Source organism: Aurantiacibacter marinus (genome assembly GCF_001021555.1).
Classification (GTDB): Bacteria; Pseudomonadota; Alphaproteobacteria; order Sphingomonadales; family Sphingomonadaceae; genus Alteraurantiacibacter; species Alteraurantiacibacter marinus.
This window is the reverse complement of sequence record NZ_LDCP01000001.1, coordinates 74,791-97,880: the sequence shown is the minus strand read 5'-3', so window position 1 is coordinate 97,880 and position 23,090 is coordinate 74,791. Positions and strand designations below refer to the sequence as shown.

General features: G+C 59.5%; 16 protein-coding genes. 5 read left to right on the top strand and 11 right to left on the bottom strand.

Annotated elements, in window-relative coordinates; translation table 11 throughout:
- Positions 1-140 precede the first annotated feature (140 nt).
- The 11 genes from AB731_RS00450 to AB731_RS00400 form a co-directional block, all read right to left on the bottom strand.
- Positions 141-1,637 (bottom strand): Ppx/GppA family phosphatase, encoded by a 1,497-nt coding sequence (locus AB731_RS00450; RefSeq protein ID WP_052768917.1) that lies wholly within the window; start codon positions 1,635-1,637, stop codon positions 141-143.
- Entirely contained in the window at positions 1,634-3,832 is a 2,199-nt protein-coding gene (locus AB731_RS00445; RefSeq protein ID WP_047092879.1) for an RNA degradosome polyphosphate kinase, read from the bottom strand. Before AB731_RS00445 ends, AB731_RS00450 begins: the two co-directional genes overlap by 4 nt.
- Positions 3,833-3,897: 65 nt before the next feature.
- Positions 3,898-4,926, bottom strand: coding sequence for a P-type DNA transfer ATPase VirB11 (gene virB11 / locus AB731_RS00440; protein ID WP_082126294.1), 1,029 nt, complete (start codon positions 4,924-4,926; stop codon positions 3,898-3,900).
- Positions 4,927-4,932: 6 nt separating this feature from the next.
- The gene (locus AB731_RS00435) at positions 4,933-6,087 is read right to left on the bottom strand and encodes a TrbI/VirB10 family protein (RefSeq protein WP_231638788.1); all 1,155 of its coding nucleotides are present in this window, start codon (positions 6,085-6,087) and stop codon (positions 4,933-4,935) included.
- Between the two features lie 15 nt (positions 6,088-6,102).
- A complete protein-coding gene (locus AB731_RS00430) occupies positions 6,103-6,903 on the bottom strand; it encodes a TrbG/VirB9 family P-type conjugative transfer protein (protein WP_047092881.1) in 801 nt (266 codons plus the stop codon).
- Positions 6,900-8,111, bottom strand: coding sequence for a type IV secretion system protein (locus AB731_RS00425; protein ID WP_231638787.1), 1,212 nt, complete (start codon positions 8,109-8,111; stop codon positions 6,900-6,902). The genes AB731_RS00430 and AB731_RS00425 overlap by 4 nt, the downstream gene beginning before the upstream one ends.
- Positions 8,108-10,549 carry a VirB4 family type IV secretion/conjugal transfer ATPase gene (locus AB731_RS00420; RefSeq protein ID WP_047092883.1) on the bottom strand — a complete coding sequence of 814 codons (2,442 nt, stop codon included), beginning with the start codon at positions 10,547-10,549 and terminating at the stop codon, positions 8,108-8,110. Before AB731_RS00420 ends, AB731_RS00425 begins: the two co-directional genes overlap by 4 nt.
- A 21-nt stretch (positions 10,550-10,570) precedes the next feature.
- The gene (locus AB731_RS00415) at positions 10,571-10,852 is read right to left on the bottom strand and encodes a type IV secretion system protein VirB3 (protein ID WP_047092884.1); all 282 of its coding nucleotides are present in this window, start codon (positions 10,850-10,852) and stop codon (positions 10,571-10,573) included.
- 12 nt (positions 10,853-10,864) lie between these two features.
- A complete protein-coding gene (locus AB731_RS00410) occupies positions 10,865-11,161 on the bottom strand; it encodes a TrbC/VirB2 family protein (RefSeq protein WP_173425738.1) in 297 nt (98 codons plus the stop codon).
- Positions 11,162-11,163: 2 nt separating this feature from the next.
- A complete protein-coding gene (locus AB731_RS00405) occupies positions 11,164-11,802 on the bottom strand; it encodes a lytic transglycosylase domain-containing protein (RefSeq protein ID WP_231638786.1) in 639 nt (212 codons plus the stop codon).
- A gap of 79 nt (positions 11,803-11,881) precedes the next feature.
- Positions 11,882-13,390: a tryptophan halogenase family protein gene (locus AB731_RS00400; RefSeq protein ID WP_047310180.1), complete on the bottom strand. Its 1,509-nt coding sequence runs from the start codon at positions 13,388-13,390 to the stop codon at positions 11,882-11,884.
- 264 nt (positions 13,391-13,654) lie between these two features.
- Between AB731_RS00400 and AB731_RS00395 the strand changes: the two genes are divergently transcribed.
- From AB731_RS00395 to AB731_RS00375, 5 genes are all read left to right on the top strand, one after another.
- Positions 13,655-17,164 (top strand): TonB-dependent receptor domain-containing protein, encoded by a 3,510-nt coding sequence (locus AB731_RS00395; protein ID WP_047092887.1) that lies wholly within the window; start codon positions 13,655-13,657, stop codon positions 17,162-17,164.
- Between the two features lie 235 nt (positions 17,165-17,399).
- Positions 17,400-18,347, top strand: coding sequence for a glycoside hydrolase family 16 protein (locus AB731_RS00390; protein ID WP_047093209.1), 948 nt, complete (start codon positions 17,400-17,402; stop codon positions 18,345-18,347).
- 1 nt (position 18,348) lies between these two features.
- Positions 18,349-19,416, top strand: coding sequence for a LacI family DNA-binding transcriptional regulator (locus AB731_RS00385; protein WP_231638784.1), 1,068 nt, complete (start codon positions 18,349-18,351; stop codon positions 19,414-19,416).
- A complete protein-coding gene (locus AB731_RS00380; RefSeq protein ID WP_047092888.1) occupies positions 19,409-20,617 on the top strand; it encodes an MFS transporter in 1,209 nt (402 codons plus the stop codon). The genes AB731_RS00385 and AB731_RS00380 overlap by 8 nt, the downstream gene beginning before the upstream one ends.
- A 112-nt stretch (positions 20,618-20,729) precedes the next feature.
- Complete coding sequence (locus AB731_RS00375; protein ID WP_231638783.1) at positions 20,730-23,075, top strand: glycoside hydrolase family 3 protein; 2,346 nt, start codon at positions 20,730-20,732, stop codon at positions 23,073-23,075.
- Positions 23,076-23,090 lie beyond the last annotated feature (15 nt).

Sequence of the window (23,090 nt, the reverse complement as noted above, 5' to 3'; positions counted from 1 at the left end):
AAACCGCCGGATGTCTCTGCACCAGGCATGGTTTTCGGCATAGCGCCGCAAGATTCCGCTTTGGCCGGCATTCGCGCTGGCCGCTGCAGCATTGAGATGGTTTTCATCTGAGCGACCGGAAAAACCTGCCCGGCGACCGGCTAAAGCCCCCCGACTACCATTTCATATTCAAGACCGAGCCAATCGGCGAGGGCGGCCAGTTCACGTTCGACGGTGTCGGCCATCATATAGGAACGGCTTTCATCGAAGCGCAGCACCAGGGTATCCGCCTCACGCCGCAGGGCGCTGCTGCGGAGTGAAATGCGCGTACCAGCGCCGATCTTGCGGCACAGCCGGTTGGCAAGTCCCCAGGCAGAGGCGCGGCGAAGCTGCTTTTCAGTCGCCATGCGCAAATATTCGTCGACCAGTTTGGGCTGACCGCTGCTGGCCCGCAGGCATTGCGCCATCATTGCACGGCCTGTGTGATCCAGGCCCACCCAGCGTTTTTCCAGCGCCCAGTCGGTCGCGTGCGATAAGCGCATGTTCGGCTCAATCCGGGCCGCTGCCTGCGTCAGCATTGTGGCCGCAAGCCGAATGCGCTCGCTACCGCGATTGCGCTCGTCAATAGCTTCCGCCGTCCACGCCGCAATAAGGGTGGCGTTCATTATATCCGCGCCGCGCGGCGTGGTGAAATGGGTGATGGCGGAAAGCAGCGGGTCCTGATCGCGTGCAATATCGGTCAGGCGTTCGAACAACAGCCCTTCACGGATTCCCCATGCGGAAATAACCAGCGCATCCGGCTTCAGCTCGTCCAGCATCACATGCAGCATCGCGGCGGCATCGGGCAGGCCAGACGCGCGGCTGGATGAAATGCCAGAGATGGAAGTCAGTTCCTGCGGGTCTGAATCGGCCAGCTGCCGGACCGTCTTTTCCGCCTCGTCCCGGGTGAGGCAGAATGCCTGTGGATCGGTCAGCGGATAATCATCCTGATGCATGGCAAAACTTGCCAGCGCACGCCAGGTCCCGCCGACCAGATAAAGCGGTCCGCCTTGCTCTTTCGCCCAGCCGGCTTTTGCCAGTTCTGCCTTCACTGCTTCACGAAAGCCGGCGGCGCCTGCATCGCGCAAAGCAGGTAGGCGCAGCGTGCCCAGTGGCAAGCTGATGCCATCATGGCACTGGCCGTCCTCGATTGCGATCAGTTCAAGACTGCCGCCGCCCAGATCGGCCACAACACCCTTTGCGCCCGGGAAAGCTCCGATTACGCCGAATGCGGACGAGGTCGCTTCCTCAATCCCCGACAATACGCGCGGCTGAAGCTTCAATTCACGCACCTTCGCGATGAATTTCCTGCCATTGCTGGCGTCGCGCGCGGCGGCTGTGGCGACTACCGCTACGTCCTTCACGCCCAGATCGTCGACGATGGCAGCAAAGCGTTTCAGCCCGTCCAGTGCCATCTCCTCGGCCTCTGGCGGGATTTCGCCCGTGGCAGCCAGATCACGGCCCAGCCGGGCAGTGACTTTTTCATTCAGCCAGACATTGGGCGCACGCGGCGGGCCGGAATACACCACCAGACGCACTGTGTTGGACCCGATATCGATAACGGCCCGGTCCGGCCCTTCGATCTTCGCGTTGCTGCGCTTGCCGGTTAAACCGTTCACAGAGTTTGCTTGCGCAGGGTTAGTTTGGGCACGCCGCTATCCTTGAGCGCTTCACCGCGCCCGCTGAGAGATGGGTTGGTCATGAAATATTCGTGGCAGTTGAAGCCGCCGCGCTCAAGTGAATCCTGATCGGCAATGCGTTCATAATCCCCGGTTTCGCCATCCAGCAGCCAGCTTTGCTGCACGTCGATAAGGTTGGCGAGAAGCACCTGATCCAGCACCTGAGCATGCACGGTCGGGTTGGTGATCGGGACCAGTGACTCCACGCGGCGGTGCAAATTGCGCTCCATCATATCGGCGCTGGAAATATATACTTTGGCCATGTCGCTCGGCATCGTCTCGCCGTTTGCGAAGGCGTAGATGCGGCTGTGTTCCAGAAAGCGGCCGATAATCGATTTGACGATGATATTGTCTGAAAGGCCGGGCACGCCAGGGCGCAGGCAGCAAATTCCGCGCACCACCAGCATGATCTCCACTCCGGCCTGGCTGGCCTCGTAAAGCTTGTCGATGATGGTCTGTTCAGTGATTGAATTCATCTTTGCCCAGATCGCCGCGGGCTTGCCTGCCCGCGCCATGGTGATCTCGTGGTCGATATCCGCGATGATCCGGTCATATAGCGTCAGCGGGCTGATCGCGAGATATTCCATCGATTGCGGTTCGACATATCCGGTGACGAAATTGAACAGCTTCGCCGCATCGCGTCCCAGCGCGGGGTTCGCCGTGAAATAGGAAAGGTCGGTGTAAATTCTGGCGGTGACCGGGTGATAATTGCCGGTGCCAAAATGGCAGTAGGTGCGAAAAACGCCCTCTTCTTCGCGCACCACCATGCTGACTTTGGCATGGGTTTTCATGTCGATGAAACCGTAGATCACCTGTACTCCGGCGCGCTCCAGCTCGCCTGCCCATTTCAGGTTCTGTTCCTCGTCGAAACGGGCCTTCAGTTCGACCACGGCCGTGACCGATTTGCCCGCCTCTGCGGCCTCGATCAGTGCGTTGATCAGGGTGGGCTGATTGCCAGCGCGGTACAGCGTCTGCTTTATCGACACGACCTTGGGATCGGCCGCCGCCTGCCGCAGGAAATCGACCACCACTTCAAAACTTTCGTAAGGGTGGTGGACGATGATATCCTTGCCCCTAATCGCGGCAAAGGCATCGCCATCGTGTTCCAGAACGCGTTCGGGATAACGCGGGCTGTAAGATGTGAACTTAAGGTCCGGGCGATCTTCGCCAACGACTTCATCCAGTCCGGAAATGCCCAGCATGCCTTCGGTCGTGGTTACCAGCGCCTGTTCCAGCGCCAGCTTGTCACGCAGCAATTCTTCAGCCTCGGGATCGAAGCTTTCGTCGATCTCCAGCATGATGACCTGCCCGCGCCGCCGCCGCTGAATCGCGCTGCGGAACAGGCGGACGAGGTCTTCCGCTTCTTCCTCTATCTCGATATCGCTATCGCGCAGCACCCGGAAAACGCCGTCACCCTGCACGGTGAATCCAGGAAAGATCAGCTTGCCATAGCGGCAGACGACGCGTTCAATTGCGACATAGATCGCTTCATCATCGGCCGCCTCTGAAGGAATGCGGACAAAGCGCGGCAGGGCAGCCGGGATCAGCACCATCTCGACCAACTGGCTGCCATCGCTGTTCCGGCGGACATTGAAAAGTGCGCCAATTCCGCCATTTGCAACAAACGGGAACGGGTGACCCGGGTCCAACGCTTGCGGAGTGATCACAGGCATAATGTGATTGATGAAATATTCCCGCAGCCATTTTTCGGCTTCATCCCCGATGCGGTCTTCGCCGGCGATATGTATGCCTTCGGTTTCCAACAGTGGATGCAGGCGGGCAAGCGCTTCCTGCTGTTTCGATTCCAGTTCACGCACCCGCGCGGTAACAGCGGCGACTTGCTGACGCGGTGTTTGCCCGTCGATACTCGTTTGTGTCACGCCGCTGCGCACTTGGCCGGCAAGACCAGCAACGCGGATCATCATGAATTCATCGAGATTGCTGCCAGAAATGGACAGGAAGCGCAGCCGCTCCAGCAACGGGTAGGCGGTGTTGTTCGCTTCTTCCAGCACACGGTCGTTGAACGCCAGCCACGATAATTCGCGGTTGAAATACCGTTGTTCGGCGGAGAGTGCATTTGCCCCCGAACCGTCGTTAGCGGCGTTCAGTGCGGCGGTTTCAGGATTGCTGGCCATGTTTGCCTATTTGGTCGTTTGCACGGGGCCGCGCAAGCGAAGGCCTGCGCAGAATTCGATCAGTTTCAAGTGTCTGCCAGATCGCGCGTATAGGCGATATTGGTGATGCCGCGCTTGCCGTCGGACCGGCCAAGCTGGACGATCACATCGATCACGCTGGCGGCATAGGCAATAGTATCGCTACGGGTCAGCCCGATGCCGGTCTGCATCACCATCAGCGAAAGTTGTTCCAGCGCGCCGCGCAGGGAATTTGCATGGATGGTGGAGAAGCTGCCCGGGTGGCCGGTGTTGATGGCGCGCAGAAAAGATACGCTCTCCGCCCCGCGCAATTCGCCCAGCACAATCCGGTCTGGCCGCAAGCGCAGGGCCGATTGCAGCAATTCGTTGGAAGTCACTTTGGCCTCACCCAGCTCGCCCTTCACCGCCACCAGACCGACGCCGTTTGTGCCTGGCAATTTGAGCTCGGGCGTGTCTTCCACGAGCACCACGCGTTCATGGCGCGGAATTTCTCCGAGCATGGCGTTAAGGAAAGTTGTTTTGCCGGTGCTGGTACCGCCGGAAATCAATATGGTTTTGCGTGCTTTGATCGCGCCGCGCAAGAATTCGATCGGTTGCTGCACCGGATCGGGCAACACAGTCTCTTCAGCCTGCGTCAGCGGGCCTGTATCATAGGCGTCGAGCGGCAGATCGAGGCGCCGGTGACGGCGAATGGCCATGGCCCAGTGTTTGCGCGTGGCGGGCGGACCGCAAAACTGGATACGCGCGCCATCAGGCAGCGTGGCACCCAGCAACGGATGTTCGCGGTTGATGCCCTGATGGCTGATGCGGGCGACCTGTTCGGCCAAACGCTGCACCAGCTTGTCGTCGATAGTGTCCAGTTCCACACGCTGCATGCCTCCCGACATGGCGGCATCTTCGACCCACATCTCGCCCGGCTTGTTGACCAGGATTTCGGTGACGGTGTCCCGCTCCAGCCATTCGCGAAACGGCGCGAGATAGGCTTCGAGATAGACCGATCCGCCTGCCACTTGGGGCAAGGTATCGGAAGTTTTTTCCGTGCTTTCGCCGGACAGATTGTGGATCTCGGCGCTCATTGCGGATCAGCGGACTTGCGGGGCTTGGGCAAAATCGAGGTCGCGCGCAGTGTAGACGCGGATTGGCTCTCCCATGCGAACACGCACGGTCGGGCTGCGCTGGCCATCCTGCTGCAAGGCGGTGTTGGCTGCGCTCTGCCCGCCGCCGAGAATGACGGAGGCCCCGCCGCTTGCCACATTGGTCAGCCCGCCGATGACGGACAGCAGCATGGCTGAACCGAACCGACTGAAGAAGTGGTTGTCAACATCGCCGGCAATGCCAGCGGTGCCGTCAAAGCTGGTGGCAGGACTTTGCAATTGCACCGTCACACCGTCCGGCCGGATCACGCGCTGCCAGATGACATAGGCGCGGCGCTGGCCTGCCTGAAGGCCGGACTGATATTGCCCCACAAGGCGGCTTGAACGGGGAATTAGAATGCGGCCTCCGTCAAAACTGCGCACGTCCTGGCTCACCACGGCGCGCACGAAACCGGGGACGTCGGTGTTGATCGCGGTTTCAAGGATGGCAGGGATCATCGTGCCTTGCGTTACCGTTGTTGCAGGATCGATATCCTGCCGAGCGACAGCAGTGCCGCCGCCAACTCCGCCGATACGCGCGGCGAATTCGCCCGCTGCACCGCCGCCGGGCACTACCGCATTTTGCGGCGTGCCGGCAGCTGCGGCCACGGCAGCAGCGGCATTGGCAGCAGCAGACGAGGGGGCAACGCCGCCATCGAACACGAGTGTCGGTGAGGAATAGGGGTTGATACCTGGTCCTGTGTCGATGTTCGCGCCTGGCGCCCGGGCAAGTACCGGGGAAGGCGCGGGATCGTTCATTGGAATTCCGGCCGCATTGGCGCCAGGCACGCTATCGGCTGGGACCGTGCCCTCGGGAATGACGCTGACTGGCGGCAACGCTGCCTCATTGACCGCTACTTGCGCGCCGCTTTCGTCCCCTACATCGCCGGCGCTCAGGCCCCATAAGGTTGCAGCGCCTATCAGTGCGACAAAGGCGATGCCTGCAGCAAGGCCGAGGGCGTCCGACTTGCCTCTCCGGTTTGCCACCGCCGGATAAGACGTCCGGCTTGCGAGGTCGATGACCTCTGTTGTTTCATCATCGCGCGGATCGGTATCGTTGGCGATGCCGCTGCTTTTTTCCGGAAGGCGCATGGCTAGTTTCATGGGCTTGGTCTCCGTTCAGTTGCGTTCAGGGTCGCGGCGGGCGGTTCCGTCGGCAAGATATGCGCCGGGATCACCCTGATTGGTGAGCAGTGCCACATCATCGCCCGACCGCAGGACAATCTCGGCTGGCACCATGTCGAGCACGATCACATCGCTGCGCACAGCAAAATTGACCGGACCTTCATTGCCCTCGTGATCCTTCAACAGAATGGCGGGCATCGCTTGTCCTGCCGGCCACGACAGGAAGGTCGCCTCTCCATTGTCGTATATTTCTGCCGGAAGCAGGCCTTGCGCGCCCGTTCCTGCCCACGCGAAATTCAGGGTTGCCGGGTCGAGCACAGCATAATCGTCGCTGGCCGCTGCCAATTCCAGCGCATTCGCCGTGACGGCGGGCATTGCTGATGCCAACTGCGTTTCGTCCGGCGCAGGCTGCAATTCCGCAGGATAGGTGAAGGTCAGGATATATAGCGGTGTGCGCGCATTGGGGTTGGCGACCAGATCGAACAGATAGGTATGGCGATTGGTCACCACGGTCATATTCGTGGTCGCACGCGGGGCGAGAGGCTTTACGAACAGCAGGTTTGCACGGCGGTTGGGTGTTACCTGCCACGCCTGCGAATCGCCAATTGCGACATTTTCGATCGACTCGTCATCTCCAAAGCGGATGGTAGTCTGAACGTTGGTCTTGCCTTCGATCCGCACCACTTCGGCGGGATCATAGAGGCGCTCCACCATGCGCGGGTCGCGCTGCGCCAGCGCAGGTGTCGCCACCAGTGTGGCCGCCAGAAGCACTGCCATAAGGCTGGTGCGGATCATTGCATTTTCTCCGTGGAGCGGATCGGCGCCGATTTGAAACGGCTGCCAATTCCGCGGGCGCGTGATGGCGTCATGCCGGGCATTCCGGCAGGTGATGATGCGGCGACCCCGATACTGCGGGTCTCCCGGGTGTTTGCGCCGATGGCGCCGTCATTGGCCGCCATCGGCATCACGGCAGCGACGCGAATATCGCGTGATGGGGCGGGGGCCGCCTGCGCGGCACGGTCGCTTGCCGTGGTGGTTGTGAGAGGGGAAGGCGGCGCGGCGTGCATTGCGGCTGCCGCAGCAACAGCTGCGGGCGCATAGGCTGCGTCGTAGCCTGTGTCGCTGCGCGCCAGGCCGAATACTGTCCATCCCGATACCATGGTCGAAATCACCTTTAGGATCATGAACATGAGCGCAAGGTGGACAGCGCCGATCATGAAGAAAGCCATCGCCGGGCGCACGTCAATCTGGCCGGGGCTGGCGGCAAGGCTGGAGAGGACAGGGATCGCCAATTCCAGCATCAGCGATCCGCCAAGCACCGCGAACAGCGGCGCCATGGCCATCATCACGACGCCTTTCAGCCATCCGATGAACAATCCGCGCGTACCATTGAACAGCGCCATCACAATGAAAATCGGACCGATGCCCATCAGGATGGCGAGCGCGATCTTGGTGGTCGCCAGCACGCCCACCGTGCCGAGAAGCAGCATGGTCCCGCCCGACCACAATAGACCCGGCGGAGAGAAAATAGAGGTGTTGGCATCCATCGCATCGCCGCCCGATGCCTGCATCAGCGACAGCATCACCGTGTCCAGCTTGTCCGCGAAAATTGTGGTGGCAGAGCCATTGGTGCCCATCAGGCCAGTCGCGATGGAATCCGGTCCGAGCACGGCGAGCTTCCAGAAGACGCTTTGGAAGATGAACCAGCTGGTCGCGAAGGTGACGACTGCAACCAGTGTCACCATGCGCGGCGTGAGCGACGCAAGACCGATCCGTGTGCGCCCGGTTATCAGCGCAAACCCGAGCAGAGCGACGAACAGCGTCAGGATGATTGTCAGCGTAGGGCCAAGAAATCCGCCTTCGGTAAACAGCCGGTTGAACGCCGCTTCTGCCATCGCGTTCGCCGCGCAATCGACGCCGCGCAGGGATGCACCGATGCCCGCGCCGACAGATTCCATCTGGCGCTGGCATTCGATCCCTACGCTGGCGACAGTGCTGGTCACTCGGCCGCCTCCTGTCCCCGGGTGTCTGCTTCCAATACTTCACCTGCAGGGCCGGGCCATGCGTGATTGGTCAGTGCAGGGAACCATTGCGAGGGATCGTTACCGACGGCTTCGCGCAGCAGATCAAGCCGCCGCACCGTGCTTTCGCGGCCCGAAAGCATCGTCAACACTTCGGGCGCGCCGGACAGATCGAGCCTCACCACAACGCTGGCATCGGGCTGTCGTACAAGGAAGCAGCGGCTGTGCGCAGGCAAGGTGCGGATCAGCGCGAATTCATGCTCTGTCAGGCCGAAACCGTCGCAATAATCCTCTGGCCGGGCGCGGGCATTGGGCATGAAGATCATTGTGGCGGTCTGTTCGACCAGCGCGGTGGAAATCTTGCTGTCCAGCGCATCGCGCGCGCTTTGGGTGGCGAAACCGACCAGTGCATTGCGCTTGCGCAAGGTCTTCAGCCAATCACGAATACGCGCGGCGAAGACCTCGTCATCCAGCGCCTTCCACCCTTCGTCGATCAGGATCATGGTGGGCTGGCCGTCCAGCCGTTCCTCAATACGGTGGAACAGGTACATCATGACCGGTGTGCGCAGCTTGGGGTTTTCCAGCAGGGCGGTCATGTCAAAACCCATTACGCGGGTCGAAAGATCAAGATTGTCGGTGGCATTGTCGAACAGCCAGCCGTGCTCGCCATCATCTATCCATGCAGAAAGCCGGTCCGCCAGATCGCCGGGCTGCGGGCGGCGGCTGCCGGACACCAGTTCCTTGAAATGGCGCAGGCGGCGGAGCGAGCTGTCATTGGCATATGCTGCATCGACTGCGGCGGCGATGGTCGAAAGCTCTTCCGGGCCCTGGGCCTCTAGCATCACGCCCAGCCAATCCCGCAGGAAACCGCGGTTGACGGAGGTGTCGGGCAGGGACAGCGGATTGAAGCCGGTCGGTTCGCCCGACCGGATGCGATCGTAATTGCCGCCGATACCGCGAATAAACAGCTCCGCACCGCGGTCCTTATCGAACAGAATGGTGCGGGGCGCGAACTTCTGTGCCTGAGCTGCGAGGAAATTCATCACTACGGTCTTACCCGAACCGGACGGGCCGATGACCGAGAAATTGCCCAGATCTCCATGATGGAAATTGAAGAAGAACGGGGTGGAACTGGTGGTCTGAAGCAGCGTAACCGCTTCGCCCCAGTGGTTGCCATCGGCCTGCCCAAGCGCGAAGCCGTGAAGACTGCCGAAGCTTGCCATATTGGCGGTGGAAATCATGGCCCGGCGCACCAGATATTGCTCATTACCAGGAAACTGGCCCCAGAATGCAGGTTCCAGATTGGTATCTTCGCGCACGGTAATCGCACCGGTATCGGCAAGGCTGGCGGCGACGGATGCGGTGGCATCGTCAAGCCGTTCCAATGTGCTTTCTCGAACCAGAACGGAAAGGTGATGGTCGCCGAAGCCTACCGATCCTGCGCCAAGTTCGTTGCGCGCGGCCAGCATATCTGCGCGTTCGGCCTGCGCTTCTTCGTCCGCGCTTTTCAGGCGGCGGATCGCAAGGTCGATCTTTTCTTTCGAGGTCTGGCGCTCCTGCGGCGCGAAACTCTCGCTCACGATCATTTCATAGGGCAGGCGCAGCATGGCATCGAGCAGGCCCGCGCTGGTCGCTTCGGGATAGTCTTTCAGGCTGAGCATGGAGGCAAAGTCGGCCCCGCTTGATCCGCGAAGTTCCATCGCATCAATGCCGAAACTGGCGCGGCGATAGGGGATCATTCGCCCGATATCGGTTTCCGATTCCGGACGGCGCACTGGCCGCATCTCGCCGTTATAAAGTGCGGAAAGCAGCTCCAGCAGCTCGTTATTCGCGGCTCCCGATGGCCCGGTGTAATCACCGAGGGGCTGCGCACCGTAATCGCCAAGGCTGGCCGCAAGTGCTTGCATGGCTGCGCGCAGCGAACGCAGATCTTTGGGATCAATATCCTCGGCTTCGTTGGACCGTCGGCTTAAGAACTTGCTTGCCCGTTCAACAAAACCCGCCTTCCCGCGGGCGGGACGGCGAACCAGCGTCACGAACTGGTCGTTGACGAAAAGTGATCCGGACGACAGCTTATCACGCCAGCGCCGGTCGATATGAGCAGATAGCGGGTCTTCGAACCGCGCCTCCAGTTCCACTGCGACCCGGCGGCGGATGACATGATGGTACATGACAAATCGTGCATCGAGGTTGGACCGCAGCATGATCTCGCGGGTGGCGGCGTGGGCGTTCAGCGCATCGGTGTCTTCAGTTTCAAACAGCAGGCCGGGCACTTGCAGCGCGCTCATCAGTGATCCATCGCGCAGCAGTATGACGCCAGCATCGACCAGCCGCGCATAGGGCAGGCGGTCGCCCGCATGCGCTTCCCTGGCGCTCCATGCAGCGGCGCCCAACCATTTTTCGGGCCACTTGGTTGTCATCGCATTTGCTCCTGCCGCAAATTAGGCGGCGTATGAATTGCAGCCCCAGCGTTTGTAGTTCTTCACGCGCGGGCACTTGCTGACCCTGGTGATCCAGAGGTCGAAAAAACGCGGTTCACGCAGGCACGCGAAATAGCCGACCGCGTGCATCCCGGCAGCGCCGAGCATGGACCAGAAGCTGCCGGTAATCAGGAACAGCTCCGTCGTGACCAGCGCGTTGATCACGAAAAAATTATACGTCACGCCCGCAAACATCTGCGGACGGGTAAGCGCGCGGTGCACGGGGTAGCGGGTCATTTGCATTACAGGCCCAGCCTATCCGACAGCCGCAGCGCCCTGGATGCCCGCCACGATGGAGGCTGCGCCAAAGATGATAAAAACGCCGATGATCACGGTTGCGCCAAAGCGCCAGTTGACGCGGCCTGTCAGCATCATGAAGCCCACGGCAGCCACGGCCATCACGGCGACGGTGGTGGCCACGGTGCCGAGCAGCGTGTCACGCATCCAGCCAAAGGCGCTGTTGATCGGGCCGGAACCGGCTGGGTCCTGCGCAAAGGCGGCGGAGGGCAACACAAGTGTCAGAAACGCGGCAAGACGGGCAAAGATGTGCATTGTTATTCAGGACTCCGGGAATGGTCGGACAAGCGGCCCATAATTGCGGCCACATACATTTGTGTTTCACGAATACGCGGAATGCCCCCTGAACGGATAACCCGTCCTGGACCTGCATTATAGGCAGCAAGGGCGCGTTCCAGATCGCCGTCGAACCGGTCCAGCTGTTCACGCAAGTACCGCGCGCCGCCTTCAAGATTGGCGAAAGGATCATCCGGATCGACGCCAAGATCACGCGCAGTGCCGGGCATCAATTGGGCAAGGCCGCGTGCACCAGCCGGAGACACGGCGTCAGCCCGCCACCGGCTTTCCTGCCACACGACAGCTTCGAGCAAGGCGGGGCTGAGATCGAAACGGCGGGCAAGGTCGTGAATGGTGACGGCATAGGCGGCGGGAATGCCGGAAGCATGCAGCCGGGTATCGGCCACGGCATGATCGGGCAGGAAAGACATCACGTCTGTCGGAACTTCGCCAACCGGTCCGGCATAGGCAACCACATCGGCGTCAGCGACGGGCACGCCACCGGAAATCCAGCGAACTTCGCCATCCGCGCTTATCTCAAGCACGTCTGCATGCGCTGGAACCGCAAGAATTGCGGCCAGCGACAATGCTGCAACTGACATACCGATACGCAGAATCATGCGGGCCCTTCCAGATCAGGCCCTTTGCCTACACGAAATGACAGAGGCATGACAAATGCGCAGACACTGCGCCTGAAAGTCAGGCCGGTGCTGCAGGACAGTATTTCGCCAGATAATCGCCATGGCCGGGCATGTGCTGAACCATTGTGCGAATTGTGCGTTCGATCTCGTCAAACTCGGACTTCGTGGCGGCCTTGTCCAGCGAGCTCGCCATGGCATTGTGGGCTTGCATCTCCACGCCCTGTCCCAACATCACCGCAGCCCAGCTTGTTTCGGTAAAGAGTTCGTCTTCTTCGCGGAATATCTGGCCCGTCGTCCGGAACAGCTCGACCTTTTCGCTCAGTGTATCGGGCACGCTCATCGTGCGGCAATAATTCCAGAACTCGGTGTCATCACGGCTGGTGGCATTATAGTGCAGGATCAGGAAATCCCGGATCCGCGCATATTCCCTGCCCGTCAGCCGATTGAAGGTATTGCGCGCTGCATCCGTGATATCGTCCAGCGTCAGCAAGGCGATCAACTTGTTGATTCCGGTGTGGACCAAGTGGATCGAAGTGGATTCCAGCGGCTCCATGAATCCCGCCGAAAGTCCCAGCGCAACCACATTGCGGTTCCAGAACTTTTTGCGCCGACCGGTAACGAAACGCAGGTGGTTTGGATCGGCTGTGGGCTTTCCTGCCATGTTCTTGACGAGAATGTCGGTCGCCTCGTCGGCAGACATGAAGGAATCGCAGTAGACGTGGCCGTTACCGTTGCGGTGCTGCAACGGCACCTGCCATTGCCATCCGGCCGCATGCGCGGTCGCCCTGGTGAAAGGTGGCGGCGGAGTTCCGTCGTCACGTTGGCAGGGCATGGCAACGGCGCGGTTGCAGGGTAGCCAGTGCGACCAGTCTTCGTAACCGGTTTCCAGCGCCTGTTCGATCAACAATCCGCGAAAGCCCGAACAATCGACAAACAGGTCCCCCTCGATGACGGTCCCGTCTTCGAGCTTGACCGACTTCACATCGCCGCTCTCCCCGTCAAGCTGGACATCGCAAATCTTGCCCTCCCGCCGCACGACGCCGCGCGATTCAGCATATTTGCGCAGGTATTTGGCATATTGGGACGCATCGAGATGATAGGCATAGTTGACCGGAGGCAAATCTTCGCGCTCCATGTCCTTGGAACGCATAAAGCGTCCGAAATACGCGGCCATGGTTTCAACATTGAAAACCTGCAGCGGGCGTTTGTCTCCGGCTACCTTCATGTGATGCCAGACCTGGTGGAAGGACAGCCCGCCGATGGTGTATCCGTAATTGCCGAAAGGGTGAATATAGCTGTCGCCGAGCGCCCCGCAATTGACGAACTGGATGCCCAGCTTGAACGAGCCTTGGACTTCGCTCAGCATTTCGCGGTCGTCGATTTCCAGCGCCTGGTTGAATTCGCGAAATGGCGGAATGGTTGCTTCGCCCACGCCAACGGTTCCGATGGCTTCTGATTCAATCAGCGTGACCGCCAGTTTGCGGCCCTTTTTCATGCGCGAAAGCGGCGCTGCTGCCATCCAGCCAGCTGTTCCGCCACCAACAATCACAATATGTTCGATTGCCATAATCTAACGCATCCTTGTTCATCCGCCCATGCGACTACCGGCAACATGGCGTATTCGCAAATCCGCCAAAGCCTGCCCAATGGACCATGTTTGCAAAAATGTTACACTAAGCCACCTCCCTTGTGAACGTTCATTTTTTGCCCTTGTGAACGATCACAATTTTGATATGGAACGATCAAACCCCGATTAAAGGGGGGTATGTATTTCCGGTGCAATTGGGATAGAAAGTCCCGCATCGAAGGGGAGAGAACAGTGCGCAAATCCATGACTATGTCCGCGAATCGTATCCGTACGCTTGCTACCGTTTCCAGCATCGCGCTGGTTGCTGCGGTGCCAGGCATCGCTCTGGCGCAAGATGCGCCCGCTGAAGGCGATAGCGAAGAGCAGGTCGATGAGGCCGCCGAAAACACGATCATCGTTAGCGGTTTCCGTGCCTCGCTCGAGAGCGCGCAGAACTTCAAGGAAAATGCCGACACGTTCGTGGATGTCATCACCGCTGAAGATATCGGCGCCTTGCCCGATCGTTCGGTGGCCGAAGCGCTGCAGCGTGTACCTGGTGTCAACATCGGTCGTTTTGAAAAGGTTTCTGATCCCGACCGTTTCTCGGTTGAGGGTACGGGCGTTATCATTCGCGGCCTTCCCTATGTCCGCTCCGAACTGAACGGACGCGAGATATTCTCGGCCACCGGTGGCCGCGTACTGAGCTTCAACGATGTTTCGCCCGAGCTGCTCGGCCGCGTCGAAGTGTTCAAGAACGTGACAGCAGACATGGTTGAAGGCGCGATTGCTGGTCAGGTTAATCTCGTGACGCGCAAGCCGCTTGATAATCTCGGCTTCAACATTTCTGGTTCGATTGAAATGAACTATGGCGACCTCCGCGAAGAGTGGTCGCCAACTTTCAATATCCTGGCGTCGAATACATTCGACACCGCCATCGGTACCTTTGGTATTCAGGGCGCTTATTCGAACAGCGAACTGAACAGCCGCACCGATGCATCGCAGGTGTCCGATCCCTGCTATCGCAATGCTGACCTGACCGGCGGTTGTATTCGTGCGCAAGGCGTGAGCTCGGCTGGTTTTGACGGCGCCATTCTTGGTCCCGATGAATTCCCGCCTGCCGGCTCGGTGCTTGTGCCAAGCGCAGCGGGTGTGCGTACCACAGACCTTGACCGGGAGCGTGAAGCTTATTCGGTCGTGGCCCAGTACGAAAGCGTTGACGGTCGTTTCCTTCTGACTGCCGAATATCTGCGTTCGGACACAACCTTCGCGACAGAAGAGTTTGCGCTTATCGGGCGCCCCAACGAGCGTGGCAATTTCACGACCCCTGCGGCTGGCAGCACATGGGGTTTTGAAAACGGTGTATTCACCAATGGTGTGCTGACGCAGACCTCTGTCGGTGGACCTCTGGGCGTTGCCGAGAGTCCTTATGGCGGTGTTCCGGTCGATGCGTTGCGCTTCCTTCGTGAAGCGGACTCGGTCACCGAAGATTACTCGATTGATGTCGACTTTGCGGTAACCGACCGCCTGCGGTTCAACTTCGAAGGTCAGCGGATTACTTCGGAACTTAGCCGCGATTCTGTTTTTGGTGCGACCAGCACCTGGGCGGACATTGCGCTCGACCTGCGTGAAGGTACGCCGCAAGTCGAATTCGTGCTTCCCAGTGAGACAAGCCCGTTCCTCTCGCCAGCCAATGCGCCGAGCGATTATTTCGGCAACCCGTTCTATTCTTACTATTGGTTTGCTCTGGACAGCCGCGAGCAGAACGAAGCTGAACTTTACACCCTTCGCGCTGACGTGGAATATGACATTGGCGACGGTTTCTTCAAAAGCGCGCGCGTTGGTGCACGCTGGGCCGATCGTGACCGTACAACACGCAACACGGATTTCAGCACCTGGGGCAACCTTTCAGCACCATGGGCCGGCCGCGATGGCTGTTTGCCTTGGGGTGAAGGGCCAAACTGTAATCCCGGTGGTGCAGGTACGATCGTTTACGATTGGAACGGCAACGGTCAGTTGGACGGCGGAGACGGCTACAACGGCTTCACGCCGGGCCGGTTCTTCAACAACGCACGCGGGCGATTCCCCAACAGCGACATCTTTATCGGTGAAATCGGTGTAACCAATGCCTTCGATGGTGCCTCGGGTGGCGCTTACATTGATGATTTCCCCGCTTATGCCCGTTTGCGTGATCCGTTCGGTGACGGGTTCCAGCGTGGTTCCGCACCGACTCCGATTCCAGGTGGTGAAGCATTCTTCTTTGGTGGCGACGATTTCCTCGCGGAATATCTCGACGGGACCACGGATGAGCAGGTCGCTGAAATTCAGGAGTTCGGCCAGTCGCCAGAGCGATTTAACTATGGTGTAAATGGCCGTTCATTCACCAATGCACTCACTGGTGAAACAACGGCTTGTAATCCGTATTGCCCGTCGGAAATCTCCATTGTTGCCGAAACAACAAGGGCTGCTTACGCCCGTGTCGACTTCGGTCATGATTTCAACAACGGCTGGATAGTGGAAGGCAATTTTGGCCTTCGCTACGTCGAAACGAAGATCAGCACCCAGGGCCAGATTGGCTTCCCGGCGCCGGGCCGTTTCGATACGCCGGTCCTCGACAATGCCGGTAACCCTGTTGCTGGCGGCAACGGCGATGGCGTCGTGCAGGTTTCGGAAGTTGTCGGTGCATGTAGCCCGGTCACTTTGCCCGATGGCACTGTCATTCCGATTGGTGGCGGCGGCCCCCAGGGATATTGCGATCTGTCTGATGCCAGACTCGCAGAATATGCCGCGGCCTTTACAGGTGAAATCCTCAACGATGACCGCGATATCGTGTTTGACAACTGGTTGCCCAGTTTCAATGTGAAGCTCGATACCGGTGATGGCCTGCTGTTCCGTGCAGCGGTGTCGAGGGGAATTTCCCGTCCCGATCTCCAGCTCTTCCGCGGTGGTGGCGGACTTGGTGACAACACCGATAATTTGTCGAACCAGGGCACGCTTGCATCCGGTCCGTTGTTCTCGATCCGTACGGGTAACCGCAACTTGCTTCCGGTTGAATCGTGGAACTACGATCTGTCGGCCGAATGGTATTTCGATACCGTCGGTTCATTGACCGCATCGCTTTTCCTCAAGGACATTACGGGCATTGTGAACACCGGTATCGGTCTGGTGAATTACACCAGCCCGAGCGGAGTGTCGGTTGATACCCAGATTGAAGGGCCTGCAAACGATCAAAGCGGTCAGCTCAAGGGCATCGAATTGGCCTACCAGCAGACCTATGACTTCCTGCCAGGTCTGCTTGACGGGCTCGGGTCGCAGTTGACTTACACCTATGTCGATGGCGGCGATTTCTCGAACCCCAACCTGGCAAATCCGGGTGAAGCGTCGGTCACGACCAATTTTGATGAATTGGGCGGCAGTCCGTTCGCCTTCCTTCAGCCGCTTGCCGGAATTTCCGAGCATACCGTCAACGCTACGTTGTTCTACGAGCGTGGTCCCTTGGCCATGCGTGCCGCCTACAATTGGCGGTCGGAATTCCTGATTACGCCGCGTGATGACATCTTCCCGTTCTCGCCAATCTGGCAGGAATCCTCGGGGCAGCTGGATGCTTCGATCTTCTACTCGATCACCGACCAGATCAAAGTTGGTGTGCAGGCTGTAAACCTGCTCGACGAAGTTACCGAAACGAGCCAGGTCGTCGACTACGACGGGACGCGGATCACCAGGTCTGCTTTCCGCAATGACCGGCGTTACACCTTCATCGCGCGATTTGGTTTCTGATCAAATAGCCGGAGCTCCTTTGATATAGGGGCTGGAATATAGGGCTCCGGCGCAATCTCAGCGCCGGAGCCCTTTTTTTATCGACGCCCGCAGCAGATGGCGAAGAGCGACCGGGGGGAGGCAAGATATGGATTTTTCATGGATGGCCGGCACTTGTGGCGCGATCTCCATCATGGGTTTGGCGCTGACCGGTTGCGCCGGCGATGGCAATTCTGTGGCAATCCCAATCATTGGTCTGCCCGGTCCCACTCAATCGCCAACGCCATCGTCCACCGCGGCTCCCACCGCGGCTCCCACCGCAGCTGACACAGGGGGAAGCTGGGAGCTGGTGTGGGCAGATGAATTCGATGCCCCTTCAATCGATCCAACCCGCTGGAATTTGGTTGCTGACTGCTGGGGTGGAGGCAACCGGGAACAACAATGTTATACGGTGCGGGCGGAAAATGTGTCTGTTGCAAACGGTGTGCTTATGCTCACCGCGCGCGAGGAGAGTTTTACCGGCGACGCCTGGACCGCCCACATGAAGCCGTCTCAAGCCAATCCGGATGAACAGCGCACGCAGCCTTTTACTTCTGGAAAGATCACCACAAAGAGACTCGCCAGCTGGCAGTATGGCCGGTCCGAAATGCGCGCGCGTCTGCCACACGGGCAGGGCACCTGGCCTGCATTCTGGATGCTGCCGGAAAATGATGATTTTGGCGGATGGCCATTATCGGGTGAGATCGACATTTTTGAAGCTGTCAATCACGGGGTCGAGTGTGCAAATTGCGAGCCTGGAGGGGAGCAGTCCGTACTTGGCACGCTGCACTACGGAAACAGGTTTCCGGGCAATGTCCATCGCAGCCGCGAAATCGCCTATCCCGGCGTGCTTGATGGCGAATTCCATACCTATGGGGTGATTTGGGAGGAGGGGCGCTTCACGTGGTTGGTCGATCATGAACCCTTTGGTACGATTGCGGCGCCAGAATGGTTTACCGCTGCCAGCAATGAAACCAATGCGCCGTTTAATCGCCCTTTTCATCTGATCCTGAATTTTGCAGTTGGCGGAAATTGGCCGGAAAGCGCGGGCTTGGGGGGCATCTCCACCAACGGCTTCCCCAAGATCATGGAAGTCGATTGGGTCCGCGTCTGGCAATGCGATGCCGATGCCGCTAGCGGTCTTGGCTGCACCGGAGGGACATAACGTGGCGCGCAGAAGACAATCGGTAACCATCAAGCACGTGGCGGCGGATGCCGGTGTCTCGTTGCAGACGGTTAGCCGTGTCATCAATAACGAGGCCAACGTCCGGCCCGAGATGAAAGAGCGGGTGCAGGCTTCGATCGACAAGCTTGGTTATGTACCGTCCATCGCTGCGCAGCGTATGAGCGGGTCGCGGTCCTACCTCATTCTGGCACTGAACGACCGCGAACGGACAATAGAAGACTGGCGTGCCCGGGAAGGGCGCGACTGGGTCGATCAGATGCTGCTGGGCGGCATGTTGAAATGCGCTGAATATGGTTATCGTCTGATTTTCGAACTGGTCGATACGCACAGCGATCATGTGGAGCGTGAACTCAACGCAGCAATCGCTGCCATGCAGCCTGATGGCGTGATCCTGACGCCGCCGCATTCGGATAACAAGCTGATCACCGATCTGCTCGAGGCGTCCGGCATTCGTTTCGCACGCATCGGATCGCGCGCCAATGGCGGCAATATCTCGCTGACCATGGGCGATGATGATCTGGCCGCGATGGCAACGCACCATTTGATAGCGAAGGGTCATACCAGGATCGCCTTTATCGCCGGATCGCAGGAATATGCGCTGACCCAATGGCGCAAGGATGGCTGGAAGGCCGCCATGCAGGAAGCAGGTCTGCCGACCAAGGACCTGTGCGAACGCGGGGATTTTTCCTTCACATCAGGGGAGGCGGCAACGCGTACCCTGCTGGCCCGCGCCGACCGGCCTACGGCGATAATTGCCGGCAATGACCAGATGGCCATCGCGGCCAATGCTGTGGCGCATGAACTGGGCATGCGTGTACCAGGTGATCTTTCGATCATCAGTTTCGACAACACGCCTGTGGTCCGGTTTGTCCAGCCCCCACTGACCGCCATCGACCAGCCGGTTGCGGAAACCGTCAGCCGGGCCGTAGAACTGTTGATCATGGCCAATCGCGGTGAAGAACTGCCCCCCATGCCAGTGGTGGTCAAAGGCGGGCTTGTGGAGCGTGCATCCGTGGCTGCACCGCGCACCGCCGCTACCAATGATTGAAGGCAAAAGCGCTGCACCTGACGGGGTAGCACAGTGGCAGTCGCGGCGCTTTCTTTTGCTTTACGCGCTTGCTGTCGCGGGCGGGGCCACAGCCTATGTTCCATTCCTGACGATCCTGTTGCCGGTACGCGTAGAAGCGATGGCAGGCGATGCGAGCATAACATGGCTCGCCTATGCCGCCTTTGCCGGAGCGATTGCCGCCAGCCTTGCCAATATCGGATTTGGTTGGCTTTCCGATATCACGCGTAACCGGCGTGTATGGATTTTTGTAGGATTGGTCCTCAGTTCAGCTTTGCTTGTCGGACTGGCGAAGGCGGACAGCCTGCCGATGCTGATTGGCCTGTTGGTGCTTTGGCAGTTGAGCCTGAATATGATGTTGAGCCCCCTTGCTGCCTGGGCCGGTGATGTCGTGCCTGATCATCAGAAGGGCATGCTGGGCGGGTTGCTTGCCTTCGCTCCGGCGGCCGGAGCCATGTCCGGCACTTTGGTAACGATCCCGGGATTGGCAGAGCCGGACACCCGTATGGCGCTTGTTGCCGGGCTGGTGGTGATGTGTGTCCTGCCGGTTATCCTGTTCGGTCGCCCGCAGAAATTTCCCGAGCTTATGGAGCCGAGGAGCAAACCGGCAACGCGTCTGGACGGTCCGCGCCAAATCGTTGCGCGTATGTGGCTGGCACGTCTGCTGGTGCAAATCGCGGAAGCGGCGTTGTTTGCGTATCTGTATCTGTGGCTGCGCTCCATTTCGCCGGAGATCGGCGATAATCAGGCAGCACAGATGTTTGGAGGTGTGCTGATTGTGGCCGTTCCCGTCACATTGTTTGTCGGGCGCTGGGCCGACCGCAATGACCGCCCTATCGTACCGTTATGCGCTGCTGCGGGGGCAAGCGCCGCTGCGCTGCTGGTAATGGCAATGGCACCGGGTTTATCGACAGCATTGATCGGATATGCGGTTTTCGGGCTTTCCGCCGGCGTATTTCTGGCGCTGCATTCAGCCCAAACCCTGCGCGTGCTGCCGCGCCCGCAAAGCCGTGGACGCGACCTTGGTCTCTTCAACCTCACCAACACCATGCCATCGCTGATCATGCCTGGCCTGACGCTCGCCATGGTGCCGGTGTTCGGCTTTGACGGCCTGTTCGTGGTGCTGGCCGTCCTTGCAGCAATTGCCTGCATTCTGCTGGTGACAGGCAAGCGTCCCAAATAGGCGCTTGCCTTCAATCGGGTGCCGTGTAAAACCTTGTTGAGAACGTTCCCAAAAAAAAGAGGAAGTTATGCGGGTAGGGGTTTCTGTACGAGCAATCGTAGCGGCGTCAGCAATGGGTTTAGGACTGGCCGGATGTGCCACCATACCAGCCGAAACTGAAGGTGATGCAAGCGTATCTGCGCCCATGACGGGCGAAGATGCTGTTGTCGCAGATCTGGTTTCGCGCATGTCGCTCGAACGCAAGATCGCGCAGCTGATCCAGCCGCAGATCAATTCCTTCACGCCCGATGATATGGAACGCTACCGCTTCGGCAGCTACCTCAACGGCGGTAATGGCGGCCCCTATGGCGATGAATACGCCGCTGCTTCGGAATGGCTACGTTACGCCGATGAAATGTACGATGCATCGGTTCTGCCCCTTTCCAATGGGGAGCCGGTGATCCCGACGATGTGGGGCACAGATGCTGTGCACGGCCACACCAATGTAGTTGGCGCAACGATTTTCCCGCACAATATCGCGCTGGGCGCAACGGGCCGTCCCGATCTGGTCCGCCAGATTGGTGCTGCGACCGCCGCGGAAATCGAAGTGACCGGTATCGACTGGAATTTCTCTCCCACGGTGGCTGTCGCACAAGATGATCGTTGGGGCCGCACGTACGAAAGTTATTCCGAAGACGCGGATATCGTGGCCGAAATGGGCGCGGCATTGGTCGAAGGGCTTCAGGGACGTCCGGGCGATGCGGACTTCCTCGGTACGGGCCGGGTTATCGCAACTGCGAAGCATTTCTTCGGCGATGGCGGCACGGATAACGGTGTCGATCAGGGCGAAGTCACCGGCGATATCGACGAATTGCTCGCGCTCCATGGGCGGCCTTATCCGGCTGCCATCGCTGCCGGTGTCGAGACGGTCATGGCCAGCTTCAATTCGATTAACGGCCGCAAGATGCACGGCAACCGCGATCTGCTGACCGATGTGCTGCGCGGCGAAATGGGCTTTGACGGGCTGGTTGTGGGCGACTGGAACGGCCACGGGCAAGTCGCAGGGTGCGAAGTCACCGATTGCCCGCAATCGCTGCTGGCAGGTCTAGACATCTATATGGTGCCGGACGACTGGCTCGGCCTGATGGAAACGCTGATCGCCCAGGTTGGTGACGGCACAATCCCGATGGCGGTTGTGGACGATGCCGTGACCCGCGTGCTGCGCGTCAAGTACCGCGCCGGTTTGCTGGACGAAAATGCACCGCGCCCGTCTGCGCGCGGCGTTGCCGGACGTTTCGACATGCTCGGTTCGCCAGAGCACCGCGCCATTGCGCGTGATGCAGTGGCGAGTTCGCAGGTGATCTTGAAGAATGACGGTGTCTTGCCGCTTGCTGCCGGTGCCAACGTACTTGTGGCGGGCAGCGCGGCAGACAATATCGGTCAGGCCGCTGGCGGCTGGACACTGACCTGGCAGGGCGGCGTAGAGCTGGACCGTGATCTTTTCCCCAATGCCGAATCCATCTGGGAAGGCCTGAATTCTGCAGTGTCCGCCAATGGCGGCAGCGCGATCCTTTCCGAAGATGGCAGCTTCACTGCGCGCCCGGACGTGGCCGTTGTGGTGTTTGGCGAAGAGCCTTACGCTGAATTTGCCGGTGACCAGCGCGATCTGGCATTCCGAGATGACGAAGGGTTGGAACTTTTGCGCAGCTTTGCTGCACAGGATATTCCTACCGTGGCCGTATTCCTTTCAGGCCGTCCAATGTGGATGAACCGCGAAATGAACGTTGCGGATGCATTTGTCGCTTCATGGCTTCCGGGCAGCGAAGGTGGCGGTATTGCCGATGTGCTGACCGGCGCACGCGATGCCACAGGCCGCCTGTCATTTTCCTGGCCGGCAACTTGCGAAGGTGAGCCGCTGAATGGCCCCGAAGGCGCTTTGTTCGCGGTCGGTTATGGCCGCTCGTTGTCCGACACGTCAGCCACGCCTGTTTTGAACGAGGACTGCGGACCGCTGGAGGCCGGGCCTGCAAACGACTGGTTCTCCGCCGGCCGACTTGCCGACAGCGTCACTGCCAGCTCCATGGATGCGCCGTTGCCCAATCTGATCGGGCGCGTGGCAACACTGGCCGCAAGAGGAGTTGATCGCAATGCGCAGGAAGATTCGCGGGAACTGGCCTTCACAACTGGCGGCACGCTGAAGCTGGAGGGTGAAAGTGATGCCAATGCCTACCGCATTGAATATCTACTGGAAGGCCGCCCCACAGCGGCGGTTACTCTGACCAGCGGAGACAGCACTTTCGACATCACGCAGGGCCTGTCCATTGGTGCAGGCAAGGGCTGGCGCGAAATGGTTCTCACAACTTCGTGCCTGCCTGATCTGGGCAACACTTTGGAATTGGATACAGTGAACCCGCTGACGATCCGCATCGCCTCGATTTCGCGCGTTGATGTGGCTGAAGGCACTGAATGCTCGTTCTGATCCGAACGGTCTGAA